The following is a 24,936-nucleotide window of genomic DNA, read 5'->3' as shown; positions in this document are numbered from 1 at the left end:
AGCCACGCGCCCCGGTATTTCGCGCAAGTTCGCGGCTTACAGTTGAGACGCTACGGCCTATCGCTTTGGCTATGGCCCTCAGTGACGTTCCACTTTTCACTGCCTGGCAGATGTAGTACCGTTCTTCCCTGGCAAGGTGTGCATAGCCCATACGCCCTTCAATCTTTGGTTGGATGGAGAGGCTAAAGGGCTATACCACCTTGCCTTTTCATTCAACTTTGAGGGTGTTGCACTTGTAAGTTGAATCCGCCACTTTCAGAAAAGCGTCAAGACATAAACCCGAATTTCAACAGTGGCGCGCGCAACAGCATGCTAGGTTTCAGCGTTTGAGCCCAGCCCCTGCCATTGCTGGTGCTCCAGGGCAGCGCGCGCAGCACCCCACAAACCGCTGTTTGCGTCAGCTATCAGCAGAATGGGCGTGGCGGCAACAATTCCGCCAACATCATCCCCCACAGAAAGCTCCTGAAAAAAGGCGGGATGCTCCACACACAGGGGATTTTTGGCCGCAATGCCGCCCGCAATCCATAGCCCGCCAAGGCAAAGCGTGCTCAGTATCCACTGGCGGCAAAAACGCCCCAATAAACGCGCATACCACTGAAGCGTGGGGGTGTCGTGCGAAAGTGCCTGCTCCCCCACCGCCGGAGGATAAAAAAACTGCCCTGTAAGATAATAATGCAGCACAGAAAGGCCTTCACCGCAAAGCACGTTCTCCACAGAGGGAAAGTCACACCCCAGTTCGCGCGCCAAAAAGCCCTGATAGGCATGCTCCTCTGCCCCCATAAACGGAAAGGCAGCGTGTCCGGCCTCGGAAGGAACCGCAAGCCAGCTAACATTACCCGCCGCAGACCCGCAGCCAACGAGTGATGCCGCACCAAGGCCCGTGCCAGCGCCAAGTATGGCCTTTGTCTGAGCAGAATCGGTAGTTGCCCGCACCCCGCCACGCACGAATTTGGCTCCGGCCCCCGCTGGTGTCAGCATGGCATAAGCCTGAGCGGTAAAATCATTGATCAGCAGGCAGCACGCAAGGTTGTGACGTTGCGCCACTCCATTCAGGTCTACACGCAAGGGGCCGTTGGTGAGCTTGCCCTGTAATCCTTGCGTTGGGCCAGCCAGGGCAACGACCAGAGCATCCCCCTCTGCCAAGGAGGTCTGCAACTGTTGTTGCATGATGTGCAGCATATCTTGCGCAGTGTGCAGATCCGCCGATTGTTCCCATACAGCGAGCCTGAGCGCAAGGTTGCCCTCATGCTCGGCAAACAAGGCAAAACGCGCGTTTGTTCCGCCTATATCGGCTGCAAATATGCGTTGCATAAACTGGTGCAGGCCATCTTCTGGTTACGGCAAGTCATGCTGGTTATCAATCTTGCGCACAATGCCGGTGGTGCTGCAACCGTCAACCAGGCGGGCAAGGTACACCCTGCCGCCAGCCTCCTGCACCACGTCTGCGCCCACAACCGAATCAAGGGTGTAATCGCTGCCTTTAACCAGCACGTCGGGGCGCAGGGCCGTTATGAGCTCAAGGGGGGTATCTTCATCAAACAGCACGATGGCGTCAACATCGGACAAGGCCGCCAGCAGCAGCGCACGGCTGCTTTCGTTCTGGATGGGCCGCGTGGGCCCCTTGAGGCGGCGCACAGAGGCATCGCTGTTCAGGCCCACAATCAGGCGGTCGCCCTGGGCGGCGCTTTGGCGGATAAGTGAAATATGACCGGGGTGCAGCAGATCAAAACAGCCGTTGGTAAAAACGATGCTTTCGCCCTTTCTGCGCCATTCTTCAATTTTTTCGGTAAGATTTGGCAGTGAAAAAAGTTTTGGATTATCGGCCTGCTCGCGCAGGGCTTCGTTGAGTTCGGCCAGCGAAACCGGGGCCGTACCCATCTTGCCCGTGGCAACCCCGGCGGCGACATTGGCGAGATGCATGCTTTCTGCCCAGGGCAAACCCTTGCCCACGCTGGCAGCCAGGGCCGCAATGGCGGTATCGCCAGCGCCGGAAACATCGGCCACCTCGCGCACTGCGGAATGACAGTACACGGGCGCTTCGCCGGGGCTGAACAGTGCCATGCCCCTGGGCCCGCGCGTTACCAGCAGCCGCTCAATGCCGTAGCGCTGCCGCAGCCCGGTTGCGAGTGATTCGCGCTGTGCCCTGTCGAGCTTTGCCCCTGGTTCAAGCCCGCAGGCCACATCAAATTCACCGGAATTTGGGGTAACACAGTGCGCCCCCGCATACCGCTGCCAGTCGCTGCCCTTGGGGTCAACAAGCACGGCAATGCCCTGGCGGCGTGCTGCTTCAATGACAATCTGGCACAGGTTGACGCCGTTTGGCGCCTCAAGCAACACCCCCTTGGCGTAGTCGGACAAAATCACGACCTGCCGCCCCTCTAGCAGGGAGAGCACCCGCCCTTCAAGTGCTTCGGCTTCGTCTGCCGAAAGTGGAACGCACACCTCTTCATCCAGGCGTAACAACTGTTGCCCCTGGGCGAGTACGCGTGTTTTGCAGGTAGTACGGCGTAAGGCGGAGACGGCAAGCCCATCGGCAATACCCTCGGCAGCCAGTGCGGCGCGCAGATCGCTGGCAGCGGCATCCTGCCCCACAACGCCAGCCACGGCCACATCCACGCCAAAACGGACAAGATTGCGCGCCACGTTGGCCGCACCGCCAGGCACAGACCAGCGTTTTGTCACCGAGACCACGGGTACGGGGGCCTCTGGCGATATTCTTTTTACCCGCCCGGCAATGTAATGATCCAGCATCACATCGCCCACAACCAGCACGCGCACTCCGTCAAAATTCATGGCGCTCTCCCGACTGGGATCAGACTTTACCGCAGGCTTTTTTGATCAGTTCGGTCAGCCGGGCCTCTGTGCGGTCGGCATCGGCCAGGGCAAACACAGATTTGCGCGCCGCATCACCCAGCCGCTTGCGTTCATCAGGGTGTGAGGCCAACGATTCAAGCACGTCCGCAAGGGCGCCCACGTTGTCCTGCGGCACAAGCCTTCCGTTGCCGCCGTCTGTCACGGCCTCGGCATGGCCGGGCAGATCGCTGGCCACAACGGTAACACCAAAGGCAAGCGCTTCCACCAGGGCAGAGGGTACGCCGTCGGCCTCGCCTCCGGCAGTTTTACGGCCTGGGGCCACAAAGATATCAGCGCGGTTGTACATGTCGGCCATATTCTCGTGCGGAATCTGCCCGGCAAACTGCACGCGGTTCCGAAGGCCAAGACGCCAGGCAAGCCAGCGCAGGCGCAGTTTTTCCGGCCCCTGCCCCACAATGGTCAGCACAAAATTCACCTTTCTGTCGGCCAGCAGGCGGCAGGCCCTGAGCAGCAGATCATACCCCTTGCGCCGAGCAATGGTGCCCACTGCCAGCAGATTGAGATCCACCTTGGCGGCGGCTTCATCAGCATTGTCAGCACCTGGCACGGGCATCTGCTCTTCAATTTCATCCGGCGGGGTAAGGGTAAGCGGATCGCGCAGCACCACAAACTTGTCTTTCAACCCGGGCAGCAGTTGCAGCATGGCATCGCGCGTGGCATCGGTATCACACCGGATAAACTGGGCATCTGCGCCCTTGGCGGCCCAGTTCAGCCCTGGCTCGGCCATATCCTGCGCGCGCACGGCAAAGGCAAAGGGCACATGCAAAAGGCGCGAGGCAACCCAGCTGGCTGTGGCAGGGCCGTGTGCGCCAGCGGCATAAAAAAATTCGATCTTTTCTTCCTGTCCCCAGTGGGCCAGCATGGATCCGGCACAAAAAGAACGCAGGTGATCCCACCAGCGGCTGCCCCAGCGGCCACGGCCAGGCAGCTTGCGCCACAGCGACCACAACTGCGCCGAGGCCCCGCGCATAAGCCGCAACATGCCAAGGCAGGCAGCAAGCACGCGCAACGCGCCAATACGGCGCACAGCCAGCGGCAGGGCGTAACCTTCGGGATTACCCAGCAGGCCGTTGTCGCGGATAGCGTAAATACGGGTCAGCAGACCAGCCGCGTGCATGCGGTGGGCCTCGTCCATAAGGCACTGCCCGGAAGCCTCGGGAAAGCATTCGGCAACCATGGCACCACGCACCACAGGCACTACGCCTTGAAGCAGGTTGGGCGACACGGTTTCGGGCAGTTGCGGCAGATCGCGCCTGCGGCAATGCAAAATGCCGTCTTCAAGCGTGTAGATGCTGTCGCAGTATTCGGCCATCTTGGGGTCGTGCGTGACCATGACCATGGAAACGCCGCCGGTGTGACAGAGCGAACGGAAATTGTCCATGATCAGGCCGCTGGTTTTTGCATCCAGCGCACCTGTAGGTTCGTCGGCCAGCAGAATACGCGGGTTGTTGACCATGGCGCGGGCAATGGCCACACGCTGCTGCTCGCCACCCGAAAGACGGTTGCTGCGGTAGTGTACGCGGGCAGAGAGCCGCACAAGCTCAAGCGCGCGGATAACACGTTCCCAGCGTTCTTCTGGCGGAATTTTTTCAAATATCAGCGGAAATTCAACATTTTCGAACACCGTTGAATGGTCGAAAAGGTTGCTCGACTGCATGACAAAACCCATGGTTCCACGCCGAAAACTGGCTGTCTGCTCCCGGTCGAGCGTCAGTACGTCCTTACCGAGAATTTGCAGCGAACCTGCGTCGGGCGCGTGCAGCATGCCCAGCACGTGCAGCATGGTGGATTTGCCGCAGCCAGAAGGCCCCATGATGGCAACCATCTCGCCGGGAACAACCTCAATGTTTACGCCACGCAACACCGGCGAAAAGCCAGCGTAACATTTGTATAAATCCTTGGCGACTATAACGGGTGCCATGATCCACCTTGTCCGTGCGCGGCCAGGGCCGCAACAACGCGGGCATGCCCGCGCATTGTGTGCTATTCAAACCGCAGAGCGGTTACCACGTCCATGCGGCTAGCCTGAACGGCAGGGTACAAACCGCCTGCAATGCCGATAACAGCAGAAAAAACAATACTGCCAATACTGCTGGCAAACAGCAGCGAATACGAAATACCCGTTCCAAGCGAAAGCGAACCGATCTCGACCAGGGCACAACCAATCACAATGCCCATGATGCCGCCTGCAACAGATTTGCAAAGGGCCTCGGCCAAAAACTGCGCAAGGATGTCCACATCCGAGCCGCCCATGGCTTTTTTAAGGCCCACCTCGCGCGTTCTGGCGCGAACCGCCGCAAACGTGCCGTACCAGATGCCAAACCCGCCCAGCATGAGCGACGCTGCAATGCCAAGCCACAGCAAGGCCTCAACCCACATAAAGGTGGTTTTGATGCGTTTGAGCTGGTCTTCCTGGGTTTGCACAACAATGTATGGGGCCGACTGATGCTCGCGCACCACCTGGGGTATGATCTTTACCAGCGGGGCCACGTCTTCCCAGCCGATGGCCCGTATGAACAGCCGCCGCACCTTGCCACGGCCCCAGTTACGGTCGGCCATGGTGGTGTAGGGCAAAAAGCCGCCCTGGCTCCAGCTGCCAAGCATGACGCCGCTCACAACACCCACAACTTCAAAAACGTCCTGTTCGAGAAACAGCAGCTTGCCAATGGCTTCATCCGAGCCGCCAAACAGCTTTCTGGCGGCATCCCTGCCCAGCATGCACACGCGCCTGTGGCTTTCCACATCGGTGGGCTCAAGCTTGCGGCCAGCCACAACATCAATGGAATAGACCTCGGCAAAATACTGGTCGATACCGATAAAATCCACGCTGAGGGTACGTTCGCCCGTACCGCGTATGCTGAATATCTTGTTGTCGCGCAGGTTACGGCTCACAAGGCTGACACCGCGCAACTGCGAAAGGGCGTCGATCGTTTCGGGATAAAACTCGCGGTCAGGCTGGCCGGGGTACTGGGAATCGTCCATGTACACCTGGATGACGTTAACGCCACCCATGAGCACCATGTCCTGCCCCACCTTGTAGCGGATCTCGCGGCCAAGCACCGCCAGGACGATAAACGCCGTGATGCCCAGGGCGATGGAAAGCATCACCCCAAAGCCGCGCTGGCGCACAACTTGCCTGAGGCTGACGCGTATAAGGTCTGACATTGCGATCATGGTGCAATCACTACTCTGACAGATAATCAGTAAAAAAAGGCTATGGCTCTTGCCGCGCACATACGCAACGCCATGGCCGCATCCAGTTGCCGGGTTTTACGTCAAACCCAAACCAGGCAGTTTGACGCCGCCCGTGACAAAAGGGCAAAAGAACATACACGGCACTATAGGTACGTGTCAAAACCTAGATTTGCCCCTTGCCACGGGCGGCTGCAAAACATACGGCAAGCCGCCCACAGATGCGCTGTCTATCCGCGCTCAGAGCGCAGCACAACGCCGCCCTTGCCGACCTCGTAGCGTATGCCGTGCCACACAATGCTCCAGGCCTTGAGGCTCTGCCAGTAAACAGCGGTAAACATGCGCACGGCATCTGCAAAGGCCACGCACCAGCGCCACAGCGGCACAGGCTTTGAAAGCAGCCCACGCCAAAGATGCAGGGCACTCACAAGAGCCGCCAGCCAGAAAATCGCCAGCAACACGCCCGCACCGCTGCCCACGCCGACAACCAAGCCCAAGAGGGCAAGACCCGCGCAAACCATGGGCAGGGCCATCATCACGCACATGAGGCCCAGCAGCTTCCACTGGCCGGGCATGCAAAACTTGAGAAACAGCACCTGTCTGTCCATCCACGCGCGCCACACCGGCACAGAGTGGTTTACGGCATCCGTGCGCAGCAGCGCACCGGGGCAAAGCTGCACCTTGGCCCCGCGCACCTGCAACAGGGCGCTGAGCGAGCAGTCGTCCACAACATTTTCAACCCACAGCTGCGCAACGGCGTATTTGACATAAGCCGCGCGGGTCATGGCCATGGCCCCGCCCCACAGCTGGGTAAAGGCCGACATGGCCTGCAAGTAGCGCATAAGCATGACGCAAAACGCATAGGCCAGGGTTGTACGCTGGTTGTCGCGCGGTTCCACCACGTGGTAGCCGGTGCTGAACGAGGCCTCGCCCCGCGCCATGGGAGCCACAAGATGCCGTAAAAAGTCGGGTTCCGCCATATGGGTGCTGTCGCAGAAGGCGTACACATCTACCGTGTCGCCAAGGGCGGCAATGCCCTGAAGGCTGTTGTGGTTTTTCTGGCCGCAGCCGGTGGCTGTTCCTGCCACCACATGCCGCAGGACAGGAAATTCCTGCTTGAGGCGCGCCACAAGCTCGGCGGCCGGTTCGTTTTCTTCGGCGGTGACCAGCACCGGCACAAAGCTGGGATAATCCTGTTTCAAAAGACTGCGCAACGCGCCTTCCATGCGCGGGTCGCGCCCTGCCACGGGCACAATCAGCCCCACAGAGGGCCATTTGTCTTCGGGCACAGCCCTGTTGGCCTCGGCTGCATCCTGAATGCGGCTGGGCATGCTTTCACCCCTGCGGGCGAGAATATACAGCAGAGCGCATTGGGAGGTGGCCAGTAAAAACCATATCCAGAACATAGGCACTCCTTTACTTTTCGTTTTTATGATATGGCAGCCCAGAACGCGGGCGGCCGGTCATGACGGAAAAAAGGACAAAAGACATAACAGCCACCAGAAAGGGCCAGCACAGGCCATGCACAAGGCCTGCTACGACAGAGGCTACTGCGGCAGAAACTATTGCGGCAGAGGCGCGCAATCTTCTGGCGCAAGTTCCACACCGTGCGCACGTTTGCCCTCAAGGCGTACATTCATGCCGTTCTTCAGGCTTATGACACCTTCGACAGAATCTGCCGAAACAAGACGCCCCTTGAACTTGTGGCCCGATGAATGGTGCGCCTCGATATCATTGTTCAGTACTGTTCCATCTATGTGGTACACGTCAACCTTGCCATTGTACAGGCGCAGTTGCACTACCCCGCGAACCGTGCCCTGGGCAGAAATGCAGACCCCCACACGGTAGGTGGAAGAATAGAGCGAACCAGTCCACAGCTCGCGCACCTCTACGGGAGCGCCAGAAGCGCCAGCTCCCTGGCCGGATTCGGGGGCAGCGGCAGACACGGCCTGCGGCGGTACGGGCGCGGTTTCAGCCACAGTGGCCGCCAGTAAACCCAGCCCGGCAACAAGGGCAAGGCAAAAAACTGCCTGTTTCAGGCGGGCCCCCATGCTCACACGCTCCGCAAGGGTGCGCACCAATCTGTATGTTGATTCCACTGGTATTTCCGTTGCACGCGGCACAGTGCGCCGAATGCGGTTTACGATGCACGGCATCAGCAACTGCGCGGCCCGGCAAATACGCCCTGATGCGCGTCAACCATGGCCGTGAAGGAAAAATCTTTTTCCACCCGGTCGCGGCCAGCAGCCCCCATGGCATCGCACAAGGCGTCATCGGCAAGCAGCTTGCAGCAATTTTTTGCCAGGGCGGCGGCATCACCCGCCGGAGAAAGAAAACCGTTCACGCCTTCTTCCACAAGCCGGGGAATACCCCCCACAGCCGTGGCGCACACGGGCAGACCACAGGCCATGGCCTCAAGAATAACATTGGGCTGGCCCTCACGTACCGACGACAGGGCAAACACACGGGCGTTGGCATAGTGGGTGCGCATGTCGAGCCCGCCTGCGATAAAGTCAACATTGCTGCCGGCGGCGTGTTCGCCAGCCCAGGCGCGCAGTGCGGTTTCTTCCGGCCCATCGCCCACAATGCGCAGACGGGCAGCGGGATGGGCTTGCAGCACAAGCTCAAATGCCCGTAGCAGGGTCATGTGGTCCTTGTCGCCCGCAAGCCGCGCCACACATAAAATTTCGGGCGGGCGCGCAGATGGCTTGGCCCCGGCGGGAGCAAAAAATTCAGAATCAACCCCGTTGGGGATATAGCTCAGCCTTGCCGTGGGCACGCCAAAACCCTGCAAAATTTCGCGCAGTGCCTCGGAATTGCAGACCATATGATCCGTCAGCCGCCAGAGCCAGCGCTCGTGCTGTCTCTTGGGGCCGCCCCCGCCACGGCAGGTTCCCACCACCAGCGGTGCGTGGCCGCTGCCAAGCCAGGCCAGCCTTCCCCATATGCGGCCCCAGATGTTGGGCAGGGCCGTGCAGGGTACGATAACATCGGGGCGCAAGGCCCGCAGTCGCCAGCATAAAGCAGCAAAAAACAGGGGCCAAACCTTGCGGCCCTGTCCCATGTGGTGCAGCTCTATGCCCGCATTCTGCGCGGCTTTATCCAGATCGGTGGGGCCGGTGAGGGTAAGCATGACCGGCGTAAACCGGCTGCGATCCAGCCTACGGGCCAGTTCAAGGGTCTGGCGCTGTGTACCGCCAAAACAAAGATCCTCCATAAGAAAGAGGACGCGCAAGGGCATGGTCATGCTGCTCCTTAAAACTCTGCGTCTATGAACAGGTGCAGGCAATCACACCCAATTCCATAATCATTATTGTATGCATTCCAGCCGGTTTTGCAAGACCGGCGCAACGCATGACATCTAACATCATAAAATGTTTATCTTTGCCATGCAAACAGACATCAGCGGTTACGGTTGTCCAGCAGCAATGCCCCCTGCGCATTGCCATATGCGGCTCTTGGGATTATGGTTATCTGATGACTCATAGCAACAATACCCCCGACTGCACCTTCGGCCACGACGAACCCGCCCTGCGTGTTATTGTGAGCCTGGATGTTGAAGAAGAGGGACTTTTTTCCGGCAATTATGCCGCCACAGGCTGCGGTGTGCGTAACGTGGCCCTGCTGCGCAGGCTTGCCCCGCTCACCAGCGAACTGGGTTTTCCGCTGACGCTGTTTTGCGCGCACACGGTTTTTACCAATGCCGAGGCCTGCGGTCATCTGGCCTGGATGCGCGACCACCACAACGCAGAAATCGCCGCCCATCTGCACCACTGGAGCACCCCGCCCCTCGATGATGGACAGCAAACACCGCACGTGCAGGCCGAAAGGCAAGGCCCGCCCACCCGCACAGACCGCCTGCCGCGCCAGTTGCTGCGCCAGCGCCTGCGCACCCTGCTTGACGCGGGGCGAGATTTTCAGGCTGCGCCGCTCACCAGCTTTCGCATGGGACGCTGGGATCTGAAATCTTCGGTACGGCCTCTGCTGGCCGAAGAAGGCATTACCTTCGACAGCTCTGTTTGCCCCCTGCGGATATTTAACGACGGGCCAGACCATTTTCTTGCGCCATCCGACCCGTACTGGCTGGACGATGCCCCAAACCTGCTGGAATCGCCCGTCACCCAGATTCCGCTTTCGCGCAACCTGGCACGGCTCTGGCACAGCTGCGCCCACGCCACTGCCTGGGCCGACAGCTTCCATTTTTGGGGCGCGCTGAGCCCCAACCCGGTGTGGCACAGCGCCGCAGTCATGCGGGCGGCCACACGGCTGCACATGGCGCGTGGCGGGCGGGTGCTGAGTCTTTTCTGGCACTCTTCCGAAATGCTGCCCGGCGGCTCGCCCAACATTCCCGACCAGCGGGCAGCAGACGCGCTGTACACCAAAATTTACAATTTTCTGGCGTGGCTTGCGCGCAATTACGCGGTGCGCGGTGTCACCGCCGCCCAGCTGCGCGCCCAGGCCCCAGGGCTCGATTTTGGCCCGCGCCCCGCAGGCAGGGGTGACTGGTAATGACACGTTTGGTTTTTGTGCTGCTCGACGGCCTTGCCGCCACCGCCAGCCCCTGCATGGGCTACATGCAGTCGCTGGTGGACGCAGGCACGGCCCGCTGCACAGAGCTTACCGCCGAGCTGCCGCCCTTGTCGCGCCCCATTTATGCCACCCTGCTCAGCGGCAAACGCCCTGCCGAGAGCGGCATTACCCACAATGATGATACCCGCCCCTGCCCCGAACCCCATATTTTCAGCCGCGCGCGGGCTGCGGGCCTGGTAACGGCCGCCGCTGCCTACCACTGGATGAGCGAGCTGTGCAACGCCCGCCCTTTTGATGCCGCGCGCGACAGGCACACGGACAATGCCGCCCTGCCCATTGCCCATGGCCATTTTTATTGCACCGATGCCTACCCCGACAACGAGCTTTTTCACGATGCAGCCAGCCTGCAACTGCGCCACAATCCGCATCTGCTGCTGGTACACAGCATGGGTATCGACAATGCCGGGCATCTTTACGGCGCTGCCAGCCGCGAATACCGCAACGCCGCCCGCAGGGCCGACGGACTGCTGGCCCGCTGGTTGCCCCGGTGGATGGAGGCTGGCTATGCGGTGCTGGTTACCAGCGACCACGGCATGGATGCCGATGGCAGCCACAACGATACAAATGATGCCTGCCGGCGAGTGCCGCTCTGGCTCGCTGGCGAGGCAATGAACAGCACCCCCCTGCCGCAAGACCAGACGCAGATTGCAGACCTCGTGTGCTCTGTGCTGGGCATAGCATAACACCCTGTAGCCTTTAAAATAATCATGCGGCAAAACTCGTTTGACGGATATGTGTGGATTTTGCTTGCGGCCCTGCTGTGGTCGCTGCTGGGCGTTGTTTCCAAATTTTGCCAGCATGCGGGCGTACTGCCGATTGAGACAGCCTTCTGGCGGGCGGCCATTGGCTGCCTCTTTTTTCTGGCGCACGCGGGCCTGACAGGCGGGCTGCGCATACCCTTGCGCCATGCCCTGATTTTTGTGCTCTTTGGCGCGTGGGGCGTTGGCGTATTTTTTGGGGCCATGCAAATGGCCATCAAACTCAGCGGCGGTGCAACAGCCGTAGTGCTGCTGTACACCGCTCCTGTATGGGTGGCTGTTTTTTCGCGCTTTCTGTTTGGCGAACAGATCACGAGACGCAAGGCGCTAGCCGTGGGCATTGCCCTGTGCGGCACGGCGCTGGTCTGTTTTTCTGGCGGCAGCCTGCCCGGCCAAACATCACTTGCGGGTATTGCCTTTGGCCTGCTCTCAGGCTTGTGCTACGCAACGCACTATCCCTTTTACCGCTGGTGGCAAAGCCGCTACTCCACAGCCAGCATTTACGGCTACATGCTGCTGGGCGGCGTGGCGGCCCTCGGCATCGGCGGCCCGGTAAACATCGACCACGCAGCCGACACCTGGGGCTGGCTGTTTGCCCTGGGTCTGCTCACCTGCTACTTGGCCTATATCTGCTACGGGCAGGGGCTCAAGCGCATCAGCCTTGTGCGGGCGGCAGTAACCTGTCACCTCGAGCCAGTGCTTGGCACTTTGTGGGTCTGGCTTTTCTGGAACGAGAGCTTCAGCGCCGCAGGCTGGTTTGGCGGTGCGCTGGTGCTCAGTGCCGTATTTTTGCTGACCACCGACAAATCTGGCGAATAGATTTCTGCGTTCACAATACAGCAAGCGCCACCGCAGGCTTTACCAGCCAGGGTGGCGCTTTGGCGTTGCAAGGGCAACGCAAACAAATATCAGGTACGAACTAACGCTGGCCGATCACATCCAGAAACACCAGAGGTTCCTTGCCGCTGTTCTTGAGGGCATGCGTGTCGCCAGGACGGGCAATGGTGATATCGCCGCCCTTGACCGGGGTTTCCTTGCCCGCGCTGTCGGTAAACACGCCTTCACCAGAAACGATGATGTAGGCATCCTCGTTGTTTTCATGCTTGTGCATGCCGATGGAAGCGCCGGGTTGCAGGGTCATCCAGCCTATTTCCTTGATGACCATGTCCTTGGTTGCGTCATTGCGGGTAAAGCCAAACTGCCCAAAAAGCGTACCCTGACCACCGGCCACGTTATCGCGGTTCCAGGTTTTCAGCGTTTCCTTGGTGTACAGCTGGGGCTCGGCCGCCAGAGCGCTTCCGGCAAATACCAGCGAGCACAGTGCTGCGGCAAAAAGCATCTTTTTCATGACCATACTCCCGTTACAAGAACAACAACAAAACCCATAACACCCTAAAAAGCCATACTAAAAATGAAATCTGAGTGCGTGCGGGCCCATGCCTGCCGCTTACGGCCCCACCATACGCCCGCCGCCTGCCGCCCGCAAGTGAATTAAGTCACATGCTCCACATCCGATTTGCAGGCTGCCCGCACGCCGCCCCTTGTGGCCGGGGCGTGCTTGGTGTATATAAAAAAGCTACGCCCAGCCCGCTGCGCACTCACTGCGGCGCGGCTGTATTTTGCGGGCAAGCCCTCGCTACAACAGCAAAAAAATCACCATGGAGGCTGCGTTCCTGATGCAACGTGTCAGGGGCATGCGCAGAACATTATGAGCAAGATCATTCTGACCGGGGACCGCCCCACGGGAAAGCTGCACATCGGACACTTTGCGGGATCTCTCAAGCAGCGTGTTCTGCTGCAAGATTCTGGCAATTTTGATGAAATCTTCATCATGCTGGCCGATGCGCAGGCCCTGACCGACAATGCCGACAATCCGGAAAAGGTGCGCAACAATATTCTTGAAGTGGCACTGGACTACCTTGCCTGCGGCATTGATCCCGCAAAGTCCTCCATCTTCATTCAGTCGCAGCTGCCGCAGCTGTACGAACTGAGCTTCCACTACATGAACCTTGTCACCGTGTCGCGCTTGCAGCGCAACCCCACGGTCAAGGCCGAAATTGCCCAGAAGAATTTTGAGCAGAGCATTCCCGTGGGCTTTTTTACCTACCCCATCAGCCAGGCTGCCGACATAACGGCCTTTGAGGCCACCACCGTGCCCGTGGGTGAAGACCAGAAGCCCATGCTTGAGCAGACGGTGGAAATTGTGCGCAAGTTCAACAGCACCTACGGCGACACCCTTGTGGAGCCCCAGATTTTGCTGGAACAGAACGCCGCCTGCCTGCGCCTGCCCGGCATTGACGGCAAGGCCAAGATGAGCAAATCCATCGGCAACTGCATCTACCTGAGCGATTCAGAAAAAGAAGTACACGACAAGATTTTCAGCATGTTCACCGACCCCGGCCACCTCAAGGCCTCTGACCCCGGCAAGATCGAGGGCAATACGGTGTTCACCTATCTGGATGCCTTTGCCAAACCCGAAGACTTTGCCAAATTCAATTCGCCCTACCCCAACCTGGACGAAATGAAGGCCCACTACCAGCGCGGCGGCCTGGGCGATGTGGCGGTCAAAAAATTCCTCAACGAAGTCATGCAGCAGATTCTTGGACCCATCCGCACCCGCCGCCACGAATACGAGCAGGACATTCCCTTTGTCATCGACGTGCTCAAAAAGGGTACGGAGAAAGCCTACAACAAGGCGGCCACCACGCTTGAAAAAGTGCGCAGGGCCATGAAGCTCAACCACTTTGAAGCTGGCCTCAAGTTGCAGTCGGACAAATAAAATACCTGCCAGACACTCTCTGCCCCTGCGCGCCAACGGTGCGCGGCAGCAAATATCCCCGGTCTTGCCGCATGCAGGCCGGGGATTTTTGCTGCCCAAGCAAGCCACAATAATGCAGCACAATGAATTATTCATTTTTTTAAGATTAACACCTTGGGTTTGGCACAGGGTATGGTCTGCCAGCATGCATCCTCCACGCCGCAGGGCGTCGGCTGTTGCCTCCCCCTCCCGGCAGTAGTATATGTACAGGGCACAAGGCCGCACCGCGTGCGCCGTGGGAGGGTTCATGTACGCCTTTGACCTGGTATTTTTCTGTTTGTCCGTGGCCCTCTACTCTGCCTACAATCTCTATATACGCCACAAAGAATCGGTTGACCCAGGCTATACCATCCACGGCATATCCCGCAGTGCAAGGGTTCAGTGGGTTGCATCTGTTATTGAAAACAAAAACGGCATTCTCGCCGTGCAAACCCTGCGCAACGCCACCATGACCTCTACCTTTATGGCCTCCACCAGCGTGTTACTGGCCATTGGTGTGCTGTCGCTGACCGGTAACGGCGAAAATGTGCGGCACACCTGGCATTCGCTGAATTTTTTTGGCTCAGTTGAATCCGACATGTTTGCCTTTAAAATTCTTGCGCTGTTGCTGAACTTTTTTCTGGCATTTTTCTGCTTTACCTCATCACTCAGGCTTTACACGCATGTTGCCTTTATGCTTGGCGCAGAAACCGGGCATGAAGACAAATCCCATATCAACTGCATGGCAGAAAAATACCTCAACATGGGGGCGAACCATTTTTCGCTGGGCATGAGAGCGTTTTATTTCACCGTTCCGCTGGTTTTCTGGATTTTTGGTGCGCAGTTCATGCTTTTTGGCACTGTTTTTCTTATCAGCATTGTGTACGCTCTTGATAAAACACCCAGATAAACCGGGAAGACAAACCAGGAAGATAAACCGGGCGGATAAACCGGGAAGAAATAATTTCTTTAAGCAATTATTGTGAGTACAAACAAAAAAAATCCAATACTCATTATCATTCATGGCTGATTACAAGAACTTAACAAGCAAAAAAAGAAATAATTTTTTATATAAAATATGAACTGCCCACATCCAGCTGTCCACTTCAACAAAACTGAATTCCCTCTTTCAATCAATTTCATATTGTACACAGGCCAATATTCCACAAAAGATCATATATAAGCGCTGAAATTTTCGCCTGTTACATATCCCCAAGCTTGATTGTTTTAATCACTGATATTACATAGGTATCTAACATCTACCGGCATACAGTGGCAATTCTTCAAAAGATTTCCATTGTTGCGCATGTCTGGCCAATGCTGGCCAGTTTAACATGCCTGACCGATGCCAGTTTGACAAAACATGACACGGCTGCCGAGCACCTGGTGCAAAAGCATGCCTGTTGCGAAAGGTGAGTTTGCAAACGACATTCCACGTATGAACAGCAAAAAACTGGCCCCATCGCTTTTGAGCCTGCTTGATGACCTGAGCGGGCGTCCGGCCTTTCTCTCCATACGGAGAGGACTGTTCATTGTTTTGCCGCTGATTCTGGTGGGCTCGTTTACCCTGCTGCTGCGCAATCTGCCCTTTGAAGAAACACAAAAAGCCGTTGATGCGCTGCTTGGCCCTGCCGGTGTACGAGCGTGCGACAACCTTACTTCAGCCACATTTGGCATTGCGGCCCTTGCCCTGGCATGCGCCCTGGGTGGGGCAAACGCCATGCGCGCCAGCCTTACCAGCCCTTCTGCCCCGGTCATAAGCCCCATGTTGGGTTCTCTTGTTGTGCTTTCGTGCTTTTTTGTCATTGCAGCACCAGAAGAAACCGGCTCATGGGCCATCAGCTTTTCCATGGACAGGGGCCTTCTGCTGGCAATGGTTGTCTCCATGGCCAGCAGCTCTGTTTTTGTGCGTCTGGCGCGGTTTCGCAAATTTCATCTGCCAGAGGAAGTGGCCGGACATGACCCGGTGGTGCGCGATGTTGTTACGGTAATGCCCGCTGCCGTGGCTACAATTTTGCTGTTTGCCTGCATGCGCATGGTTTTGACGTTCTACGGCGCCGCAGATCTGCAACTCGCCACTAGCAAACTGCTTGCGCTGCCTTTTGAGCACTGTGGCAGCGGCCTGGGCTTTGGACTGCTATACAGCCTCGCCTCGCAGTTTCTGTGGTTTTTTGGCGCGCACGGGCCCAATGTGCTCAATGCGGTGGATGTAAATATTCTAACGCCTTCTGGCCTTGTGAATGCCAAGGCAACCATGTACGGCGCAACGCCCACATTTGTGTTCACCAAGGTTTTTTTCGATACATTTACCCGCATGGGAGGTTCTGGCTCTACCTTTGCCCTCTGCTTTGCCATTCTGGCGCGTTGCCGCGACAAGGGCATGAAAAAACTCAGCCTGCTGGCCCTTGTGCCAGCCCTGTGCAATGTCAACGAACCGCTCATTTTTGGTGTGCCGCTGGTGCTTAACCCGGCCTTTGCCATTCCCTTTCTGCTGGTTCCCGCCGTACAGACCGTGGTGGCATATGTGGCAACAGTTGTGGGATTTTTGCCACACACCACGGTTGGCGTTGCCTGGACAACCCCTCCGATTCTGAGTGGTTATGTTGCCACGGGCAGCATTAACGGCTCTTTTATTCAGGTTATAAACCTTGCGCTCGGCTTTGTGATGTATCTGCCCTTTGTGGCCCTCTCTGACGCAGTGCGCGAAAAACACGGCAAACAGGTGATGCAGGCCCTGCTGGAAGTTGCCAGCCGCTGCGAAACCTCATCTCCAGACAAATGCAGATGCCTTACCCTGCCGGGCGAGGTGGGGCGTCTGGCCCACACCCTGGCCAATGATCTGGAACGCGCGCTGAACGGCAAGGAAAACCAGCTGTACCTTGTATTTCAGCCGCAGTGCAACCATGCGGAGGGGCGCGTTGCAGGCGTAGAGGCCCTGCTGCGCTGGGACCACCCCATTTACGGGGCCATTGCCCCGCCCATTACGGTTGCGCTTGCCGAGGACATGAACCTCATCGACAGCCTGGGCAAATTTATTTTGCAGGAAGCCTGCAAGCAGCGCGCAGCATGGAGCGCCGCCGTGCCCAAGGATCTGGTGATGGCCGTAAATATCACGCCGCGCCAGCTGCGCAATGCCAATTTTGCCAAAATGGTGCTGGATACCCTGCACGGGCAGGGGCTTACCCCAACCCAGCTGGAGCTGGAGATCACCGAATCTTCCATTCTGGAGCCAGACACGCACACGCTTGATCTGCTCACCAGGCTGCGGGTGCTGGGCGTGCGGCTGGCCATTGACGACTTTGGCATGGGCCATACCTCATTGCGGTATCTGCGGGCTTTTCCCGTCACTACGGTCAAGGTAGACCGCTCGTTGACAGAGAGCCTCAACAGCAATGTGCAGGAACAGATCGTGCGCAGCATTCTTGATCTGAGCCGCAGCCTGCACATAACAACCGTTGTGGAAGGCGTGGAAGACGAGCAGCAGTTGCGCGTGTTTACCCGCATTGGCTACCAGACATTTCAGGGCTACTACTTCAGCCGCCCGCTTGCAGGCAAGGATTGCCTGAATTTTGTGCGCAATTTCAACGCACGGGCGACGCAGGATGCTGCAACCGCCGATTGTGGGCAATAATCTTTCTGTTCCCCAACATTCAGACACCAAAAAGCCCCGGCAGTACCGGGGCTGAAATACGAGGCTGCGGGCATGCCTCATGCTGGCTTGCGGCTCAAGCCTTGTGTGCAATCACGCAGGGCTTTGCCAGCAGCCATCACGAAAAACACGCCGCCGTGTGCCTCGGCACTGCCACTATTTTGCCGAGCCAGCGCTTTGCCCAAGCTGTTGCAGCAGGGCCTCGCAAAACCTGTCCAAATCTTCTTCTGTCTGCTGGCCAAGGCCCAGCACCGAGCCAGAATACATCTGCCGCTGCCGCAGGGCCTCAAGATCGGGCATGCTGATACGCTGCTCTGGCAGATGTGCCAGGGGCGGCAGCTGTGCGGCCTGCTGCGGCGTGGCCTTGTTGATTACCAGCAGCTGACGCCGCAGGCCAAGATCGCTGGCCATGCGGGCCACCTCTGCGGCAGTTTCAAGCGAACGCATGCTCGGTTCGCAAACAACCAGCAGCGCATCCACATGCGCCACTGTTCCGCGCCCCAGATGCTCAACCCCGGCTTCCATATCCACCAGCACCCATTCGCGCCTGTCCAGCACCAGATGGGCCAGCAGGGCCTTGAGCAGGGCGTTGCCCTCACAGGCACACCCGCCCCCGGCATTGGTCAGCGGCCCCATGACCAGCAGGCGCTTTTCGCCCTGGCTGTCGCTGGCAGCCCCAGCCAGAGGCAGGGACGCTGAGAGGGCTTCTGGCAAATCGCTTACGTGCGGGTCGAGATCCATCATGCCGCCCTGCCCGGCAGGCCGAATGCGCTCTTCAATCAGGGCGGCACGCCCGGTCAGAGGTTCTGGCAATGCCGTGCGGTCAAGACCCGATGCCTGCCCTAGTGAAAGCGCCGTATCGGCATCTACCAGCCAGACCTTTTCGCCGCGCCGCGCCAGATAATCGCCAAGCCACGCAGTGAGAGAGGTTTTGCCCACCCCGCCCTTGCCGGAAATGGCAATCTTCATGCATTCCTCCTTTGGTTTGCCAGTGTGGCACACAATGCGGGGCGGGCAGGGGCTGCCCCCACCCTGCCCCGCGCTGCAAACCTAGGGCTGCAAGCCCAGGCCCAGACGCTTTTGCCGGATGCGGGCATCCAGCAGATCAGCCGCCTTTTCCGGGTCGTCATTTACCACAAAGGATGCGCCCACAATTTCTTCCAGCCCATTGAGGGCGAGATCGGTAACCTTTTCTGAGCCAAGAATATTGGGTGGCAGGCCCAGGTGGGTATAGATGCCGCTGGCAACAGCGTACATGCCAATGGCCGCCGCTTTTTCCGAATACCATTCCGGCGAGGAGGCCCCCACGGGCAGATCAGAGATATCCACGCCCAGCGCGTTGGCGATGAGGGCGCACAGCTGCATGATGCGGGCATTGTCCACACAGCTGCCCAGGTGCAGCACCGGCGGAATGCCCAGGGCCCCGCACAGGCTTTGCAGACCGGGGCCAGCCATGGACGCGCCATCGGGAACCAGCAGCCCGGCCTTGCCCGCAGCGGTGGTTACGCAACCGGTGGCCAGCACCATGATATCCTTCTTGATCAGCGCCTTCATCAACCCCACGTTGGCCGAATCGTGCTTGATCTTGGGGTTGTTGCAGCCAACCACGCCCACAAAACCGCGCACCGTGCCAGCTTTAACGGCATCCAGCAGAGGATCAAGCGAACCGCCCAGAGCCTCAAGAATGGCCTCGTTGGAAAAACCGGTCATGATGCTCACGGGTTCGGCGGGAATTTCAACCCGTTTGGGATCGCGCTCCACAAAGGCATCCACAGCCATGCGCACAATCTTGCGGGCTTCTTCGCGGGCGTTTTCAGGATGGAAATCAAAATGGATGGCGCCGGTAAAGCGGGCCTTGGAGGCCGTGTCGATAAACCGGGTATGATAACAGCCCGCCACCTGCACAAGGCTGGGCATAATGCACTGATAATCGACCACCACCACTTCTACAGCGCCGGTAACAATGGCAAGCTCTGTCATCAGATGGTTACCGGCCATGGGAATGCCCTGGCGCATGAGCAGCTCGTTGCCGGTACAGCACAAGCCCGCCACAGTGATGCCGGTTGCGCCGTTCTTTTTGGCAAGCTCGACCATTTCGGGGTCGCGGGCCGCATCCAGAATCATTTCAGACACCACGGGATTGTGCCCGTGAACCAGAATGTTGACCGTCTCTTTTTTGATGACGCCCAGGTTGGCCGTGGACATCTTGGGCTTGGGCGTGCCAAAAAGCACGTCGCACAGTTCGGTGGCGATCATGGATCCAGCCCAGCCGTCTGCAAGGGCGCAACGCGCTGCGTGCAGCAGGGTGTTGGGCGCGTCGTTGTCGCAGCCCATGTGGGTGCGGTGCATCATTTCGGCAATTTCGCGGTCAACACCACGAGGGGTGATGCCCAGCTTGTCCCACAGGGCGCGGCGCTTTGCAGGCACACGCGAAACAAAGTTGACGGCCTTGCGCCTGCTGCCAAAATCGCTGTAGCAGACCTCCACCACGTCGGCCGCCACATCCATGGCATCGCGCCTGTCGGTGGCAACGCCCAGTTCTGCCGCTATGCGCCGCAATTTCGCCTCGTCACGAATCTGATATCCGGGTGCGCGGCCTTCAACCACGGCTTCCAGCGCCTCAATAACATCGCGGCCGTGGTCAGAGTGCCCGGCGGAGCCGCCAGCAATAAAACGCCCAAAATTGCGCGCCACAATCACATCGGCATCTGCGCCACACACGCCGCGTGAAAGTTTTCCGCCCGGTTCGGCCTTGGCACTGATGCGGCACGGCCCCATGACGCAGTTGCGGCAAGTTGTGCCAAGTTCGCAAAAACGGCAGTGCGGCGTTTGCTGATCCAGCCTGTCCCACGCTGTTTCCACACCCTCGGCTCTGGCCTTGGCCAGCATGCGTTTGGCATCATCCCATATGGACATGTCATTGATATCGCGCTTTTTACTTTCCATAACTGCCCCACAAAACTTGAGGTTACGCGGTGCGCCAAGTCTGCACCGCCATCTTTGTCTTTGTGGTATCACAGTCATGCGGGGATGTCTGTCGGATGCCCGACAAAGCACCATTGATAAAAAAATTTCTGCCAGCCACTATGGGCAGAAAAAATACTACGGAAAATATTGCGAGATAACTAACTGAAAATACAGCTAATCAAGAAGTTCACGCAGGCGGGATTCGTCCATTATGCAGTATACGCCCCGCTGCTCCTTGAGCAGAATGCCCGACCGGGTGAGGTCGGTGAGCAGGGTTGAAATGGTTTGACGGGTTGCCCCCAGACTCTGCGCCAGCTTTTCGCCGGAGAGTTGCAGCCGCACGCGGCGGCGGCCATCGGGGCCGGGGGCGTTTTCCTGCGCTGAAGAAACAAGATAGCGGGCAAGACGGGCAGAAACATCGCGCAGGGCCAGGCCATCCACAATACTGAAGGTATTTTTCAGAATACCGCCCAAAACCCGCACCACCGTTATCGTAAACTGCGGCACAGCCATCATGCGGCGGTTAAATGTGGCCGTATCAACCACAAGAATGACCGTGTCTTCCACCGCCTGCACAAGGGCGCTGGAATGGCTCACATACACATCGCCAGGTTTGAGAAAGGCAATGGTGAATTCCTTTTCCCCATAGGCCAGATACACGCGCACCAATCCCTGCCGAACAATAAAAACATAATTTTCTGGCAAACTCTGATCGCGGGGGCGCTCTGCCGCCGGGGCGGGCGCAGTATCTGTTTCGTCGTCGTAAACGGGCGAAAAAATCATGCTCTGCCGGGCAAAGCGACGCTCCTGAAAAGCAGAAAGAAGGGAGGAAAATTCTGGCTTGGCAAGCTCATCCAGCAAATTGACAGAAGTAAACTTCATGGTGGCTCCACAATCTGCATGCGGGCATTGGCCTCTCAGCGCACAATGCATTAATAGTATTGGATATTAGATCATGACAGATAATTGCAAAAAAATGAAGCGCGAAAAGTTGTCAGTCAAAAGGTGGAATTTTTATGCGGTGTGAATGTTATTTTTTCCATACTAGCCAGCATGGCGTTCAAAATCCATAGTTTTTTGCTATGTAAAGTGATTTGAAATGAAAATTGACTATAGCGCCCCCTCAAAGCCTGCCCGAAAACCTATTTGCTGCATAAGGGTGCAAAAATGAAACAAAGTAGCTTCGCCGAAGAGCAACTTACTAGGATATTGTGGCAAGCCGCTGCTACGCATCCCCCAGCAGTGCCTCAAACACTTCTCGGGTGTCCCTTGGATTGGTGGGGCTAAGCACGCCTTGGCTCAGAGCACGCTTTTTATCGAGCAGTCTGTGTAGATTGCAATCAAAGCTTTGATCGCCGTAGGTAGGATGAATGGCCAATGGATAGTGCAGAAACACGGGTTTCTTTTGGCCGATTCTATACACGCGGTCAGTGCACTGGTCTTCGACCGCAGGATTCCACCAGCGCGTTAGATGTATGACATGGTTGGCAGCGGTAAGGTTTAGTCCCACCCCCCCAGCTTTGGGTGAGAGCAACAACACGTCAAATCCATCAGGCCCATTTTGGAACTTATTAACAATTCCTTGTCGTTGCGTGGCCTGTACTCCTCCGTTGATGCATGGAACAGAAAGAGAATATCGATCGCTCAGGAGTGTGGCAAGCCGTGCTTGAGTGTCGAGATATTCCACGAACACCAGTGCTTTTTCACCGCGTGCCTGTATTTCGTCCAAGATTGTCATGAGGCGAGCAATGCGCGCTGAGAATTTCAGCATCTTTTGGGGTGAATCCGTTGGATCAAGCGGTGGATGCAATGATATTTGACGCATGCGCTGAATGGCTTCAAGCACCGCTCCCATTGCTCCCATGCGGAGTTTTTCCTTGGCGTTAGCCAGGGCTGCGTCATATATTTGCGCTTGCAATGGTGGCATGATGTCTTCGTAAGGCGGGTGGATTGTTTTTTCTGGTCGTTCGTTCCAATGCGTATCTTTCAACCTACGCAGAATCACAGGAGGCGTGGCGCACTCCAGTTCTTCCTTAATTTTTTGCAGGAAGGTTTCCTTGTCGTAGGTTTCTTCCGACTCTTCGTGCTGACCTGCACTGTTGCCGCAGTTTGTATTGGGGCACTGTATTTCTTCTGGGTACGGGCCAAAAGTCGGCTTTCCTCCCCTCTCGATAGCTTCATAGTTTTCTACAAAGCGTAGCAGCTTGTGTTTGCGGGTGGGCTGTACTCTGTCCACAATGCTCACAAGGTCGCGCAAGCTGTTTTCTACGGGGGTCCCCGTCAGTGCAAGGCAAAATTCTGTCTTTATGGACTTTGCCATTTCAGAAACCAGTGCCCCAGGATTCTTTATTTTTTGCGCTTCATCAAAAACAAGCAGAGAGTACGGCCCGACGAAAACTTCTATTTTGTCACGCATGGTTTCATAAGTCGTAATGGCCCACGGACGCTGCATCAGAGCTTCGCGTGCTGCGGCTCTACTAATAAAAGATGTAAAAAACGAACCATAGGCTTCGAGGGGATCACCCAGCGCACCAGCAAAAAATTTTTCAGCCTCTTCCTGCCAGTTTTTAATCAAGGCAGTGGGCGCAACTATGAGTATGGGGTGACGATCTGCATGCCCTGTTTCCATTTGTTTAAAAAGCCACCACATGAAGGAAAGAGTCTGAAGCGTTTTACCAAGCCCCATATCGTCAGCCAGCAGGGCACCTGAACTTCCCGCACGCCAATGTGCTTGCAGCCAATCAATACCAGCCTGCTGGTGACTATGCGGATGCACGCCAGCAGCATACTCAACAGTGCCCTCCCACGCTGGCCGCGTTGGCACAGCCGAGGCCTCATCAACGTCAGTTACCTTCGGCGCAATGCGAAGAGTTTCTACTTTCTCTTGTTTCTCTTCTTCCCAAAAAATTCGCGCTGTTGTTTTAAGCTGTTCAAGCAGCTCAAAGGTCACAGTAACCGTATCTCCGCACAAAGATACAAGCAATTCATTGCTTTCCAAAGCACCAACGACATCAGCGATGAATTGTCGCAATTCTGGCACAGATACCTGATATGGCTGGCCATCAACAACAATTTGCACAGTGTCCGGCAATGAATCCGGCAGCCATTTTTGCCCGCTAGAGCTTGTGGGAAAGACATTTTTCGCTTCCCATATGCAGAGTCCCTTTACGCGCTCCTCTAAAAAAAGAGGTGTTTCCACAAAGATGCTGTCGATGATTTCATCTGACAGCTCGCCCGCCAGACGCTCTTTCAAAAATTCATAAGGATTATTGATGAAATCTATTTTTTCTTGAATGCTTGAACGGTTAACTCCCTTAACTGCGCTCAGCCCGGCCTGCATTTCCTTGGGCAGCGAAATGAAGTATCCGCTTCCCAGTGAGTATTGGGTTCGCAGGGGTTGCTGCTCAAAATTTTTTACAAAAATAGCGTGTGGCTGAGGCGGGAGAATCTCGTTTTCAACGGTGCTGCCATCTTCATTCTCGTGCGTTGGCACTTCTGCTAGCAGGCGGGGTGTGATACGCAGGTCACCACGGATAGATTGAATACTGACAGTAAAGTGGTATGCTCTGGCAATTTTGTACGAACGTAACGCCTTATTTTCAATGACTTCATCCGGGTCAGCTACCAAATCAAGTAGTTCTGCCCACCACGATGTTCTGTCCTGCGGATCCGTCAAAGGTGCCAGCTTGTAGGCATCAATTTTTGTAACGACACTGAAATTGGGGTCGAGCAGGCAGTACTCCTTGCCCTCGGCCTTGACCATTATTCCAGTTCGAGTAAACGAAACAGGTTGGGATAGGGAGTGGAAAGCATACTCCACAGCAAACTTGCTTCCCATTGTGAGGCTGCCACGGGGGTGGATGCGCACATGAAAGGGAAGGGCTGGGGGCAATGCCAGGGCTGCCAATTCCCACGGCTGGCACTTTGCCATATATCGATTGGGGATTGTGACGGTATCCTCAGTCAGTGTGACCCATCCTTTGTTGCAGAGCTGCTCAAGCATGTTGCTGGAAAACAGCGCACCGATTTTATTGCGTACTTCATATGTACGCCATGACACCACGGGAAGCTTCTCTTCACCTCGCGCAACAGAAAGTTGCACGTACTCA

General features: G+C 57.1%; 19 protein-coding genes. 6 read left to right on the top strand and 13 right to left on the bottom strand.

Annotation, left to right across the window (positions count from 1 at the left end; all coding sequences use genetic code 11):
- The 8 genes from ACE3NW_RS07745 to ACE3NW_RS07710 all read right to left on the bottom strand — a co-directional run.
- Positions 1-151 (bottom strand): helix-turn-helix domain-containing protein (locus tag ACE3NW_RS07745; protein ID WP_374279632.1); only part of this gene is annotated, 151 nt, incomplete at its 3' end.
- 161 nt (positions 152-312) lie between these two features.
- A complete protein-coding gene (locus tag ACE3NW_RS07740) occupies positions 313-1,311 on the bottom strand; it encodes a glucokinase (protein WP_374282087.1) in 999 nt (332 codons plus the stop codon).
- A 24-nt stretch (positions 1,312-1,335) separates the two neighbouring features.
- Complete coding sequence (rfaE2, locus tag ACE3NW_RS07735; RefSeq protein ID WP_374282085.1) at positions 1,336-2,793, bottom strand: D-glycero-beta-D-manno-heptose 1-phosphate adenylyltransferase; 1,458 nt, start codon at positions 2,791-2,793, stop codon at positions 1,336-1,338.
- Positions 2,794-2,812: 19 nt separating this feature from the next.
- A complete protein-coding gene (locus ACE3NW_RS07730; protein WP_374282083.1) occupies positions 2,813-4,795 on the bottom strand; it encodes a glycosyltransferase in 1,983 nt (660 codons plus the stop codon).
- Positions 4,796-4,857: 62 nt separating this feature from the next.
- Positions 4,858-6,048: an ABC transporter permease gene (locus ACE3NW_RS07725; RefSeq protein WP_374282081.1), complete on the bottom strand. Its 1,191-nt coding sequence runs from the start codon at positions 6,046-6,048 to the stop codon at positions 4,858-4,860.
- A gap of 248 nt (positions 6,049-6,296) precedes the next feature.
- On the bottom strand, positions 6,297-7,472 hold the full coding sequence (locus ACE3NW_RS07720; protein WP_374282079.1) for a glycosyltransferase family 2 protein: 1,176 nt from the start codon (positions 7,470-7,472) through the stop codon (positions 6,297-6,299).
- Positions 7,473-7,628: 156 nt separating this feature from the next.
- Positions 7,629-8,222: a hypothetical protein gene (locus ACE3NW_RS07715; protein ID WP_374282077.1), complete on the bottom strand. Its 594-nt coding sequence runs from the start codon at positions 8,220-8,222 to the stop codon at positions 7,629-7,631.
- Positions 8,222-9,307 (bottom strand): glycosyltransferase family 4 protein, encoded by a 1,086-nt coding sequence (locus ACE3NW_RS07710; RefSeq protein WP_374282075.1) that lies wholly within the window; start codon positions 9,305-9,307, stop codon positions 8,222-8,224. Before ACE3NW_RS07710 ends, ACE3NW_RS07715 begins: the two co-directional genes overlap by 1 nt.
- A gap of 236 nt (positions 9,308-9,543) precedes the next feature.
- Here ACE3NW_RS07710 and ACE3NW_RS07705 point away from each other — a divergent pair, with 236 nt between their 5' ends.
- Genes ACE3NW_RS07705 through ACE3NW_RS07695 form a run of 3 tightly spaced genes read left to right on the top strand, consistent with a single transcriptional unit; the run spans position 9,544 to position 12,233 of the window.
- Positions 9,544-10,575, top strand: a complete 1,032-nt coding sequence (locus ACE3NW_RS07705; RefSeq protein ID WP_374282073.1) for a hypothetical protein — start codon at positions 9,544-9,546, stop codon at positions 10,573-10,575.
- Positions 10,575-11,339 carry an alkaline phosphatase family protein gene (locus ACE3NW_RS07700; protein ID WP_374282070.1) on the top strand — a complete coding sequence of 255 codons (765 nt, stop codon included), beginning with the start codon at positions 10,575-10,577 and terminating at the stop codon, positions 11,337-11,339. The genes ACE3NW_RS07705 and ACE3NW_RS07700 overlap by 1 nt, the downstream gene beginning before the upstream one ends.
- Positions 11,340-11,363: 24 nt before the next feature.
- Positions 11,364-12,233, top strand: coding sequence for a DMT family transporter (locus ACE3NW_RS07695; RefSeq protein WP_374282068.1), 870 nt, complete (start codon positions 11,364-11,366; stop codon positions 12,231-12,233).
- Positions 12,234-12,333: 100 nt separating this feature from the next.
- On the opposite strand, the gene ACE3NW_RS07690 is transcribed toward ACE3NW_RS07695, so the two are convergent.
- On the bottom strand, positions 12,334-12,762 hold the full coding sequence (locus tag ACE3NW_RS07690; protein ID WP_374282066.1) for a cupin domain-containing protein: 429 nt from the start codon (positions 12,760-12,762) through the stop codon (positions 12,334-12,336).
- Between the two features lie 360 nt (positions 12,763-13,122).
- Here ACE3NW_RS07690 and trpS point away from each other — a divergent pair, with 360 nt between their 5' ends.
- The 3 genes from trpS (at position 13,123) to ACE3NW_RS07675 (ending at position 17,842) form a co-directional block, all read left to right on the top strand.
- Positions 13,123-14,193, top strand: a complete 1,071-nt coding sequence (trpS, locus tag ACE3NW_RS07685; RefSeq protein WP_374282064.1) for a tryptophan--tRNA ligase — start codon at positions 13,123-13,125, stop codon at positions 14,191-14,193.
- A gap of 286 nt (positions 14,194-14,479) precedes the next feature.
- Positions 14,480-15,121, top strand: coding sequence for a DUF599 domain-containing protein (locus ACE3NW_RS07680; protein ID WP_374282062.1), 642 nt, complete (start codon positions 14,480-14,482; stop codon positions 15,119-15,121).
- Positions 15,122-15,649: 528 nt separating this feature from the next.
- Positions 15,650-17,842 carry an EAL domain-containing protein gene (locus tag ACE3NW_RS07675; RefSeq protein ID WP_374282060.1) on the top strand — a complete coding sequence of 731 codons (2,193 nt, stop codon included), beginning with the start codon at positions 15,650-15,652 and terminating at the stop codon, positions 17,840-17,842.
- A 174-nt stretch (positions 17,843-18,016) separates the two neighbouring features.
- Here ACE3NW_RS07675 and ACE3NW_RS07670 read toward each other — a convergent pair whose 3' ends face one another.
- The 4 genes from ACE3NW_RS07670 to ACE3NW_RS07655 form a co-directional block, all read right to left on the bottom strand.
- Positions 18,017-18,829, bottom strand: a complete 813-nt coding sequence (locus tag ACE3NW_RS07670; RefSeq protein WP_374282058.1) for an ArsA-related P-loop ATPase — start codon at positions 18,827-18,829, stop codon at positions 18,017-18,019.
- Between the two features lie 81 nt (positions 18,830-18,910).
- On the bottom strand, positions 18,911-20,806 hold the full coding sequence (gene cooS, locus ACE3NW_RS07665; RefSeq protein WP_374282056.1) for an anaerobic carbon-monoxide dehydrogenase catalytic subunit: 1,896 nt from the start codon (positions 20,804-20,806) through the stop codon (positions 18,911-18,913).
- A gap of 195 nt (positions 20,807-21,001) precedes the next feature.
- Positions 21,002-21,709, bottom strand: coding sequence for a Crp/Fnr family transcriptional regulator (locus tag ACE3NW_RS07660; protein WP_374282053.1), 708 nt, complete (start codon positions 21,707-21,709; stop codon positions 21,002-21,004).
- Positions 21,710-22,052: 343 nt separating this feature from the next.
- Positions 22,053-24,929 carry a DEAD/DEAH box helicase gene (locus ACE3NW_RS07655; protein ID WP_374282051.1) on the bottom strand — a complete coding sequence of 959 codons (2,877 nt, stop codon included), beginning with the start codon at positions 24,927-24,929 and terminating at the stop codon, positions 22,053-22,055.
- Positions 24,930-24,936: the final 7 nt, after the last annotated feature.

It is taken from the genome of Desulfovibrio sp., assembly GCF_041907885.1.
Taxonomy (GTDB): domain Bacteria; phylum Desulfobacterota; class Desulfovibrionia; order Desulfovibrionales; family Desulfovibrionaceae; genus Desulfovibrio.
Note: the sequence above shows the minus strand (reverse complement) of the source record. Positions and strands in the feature narration are given on the sequence as shown.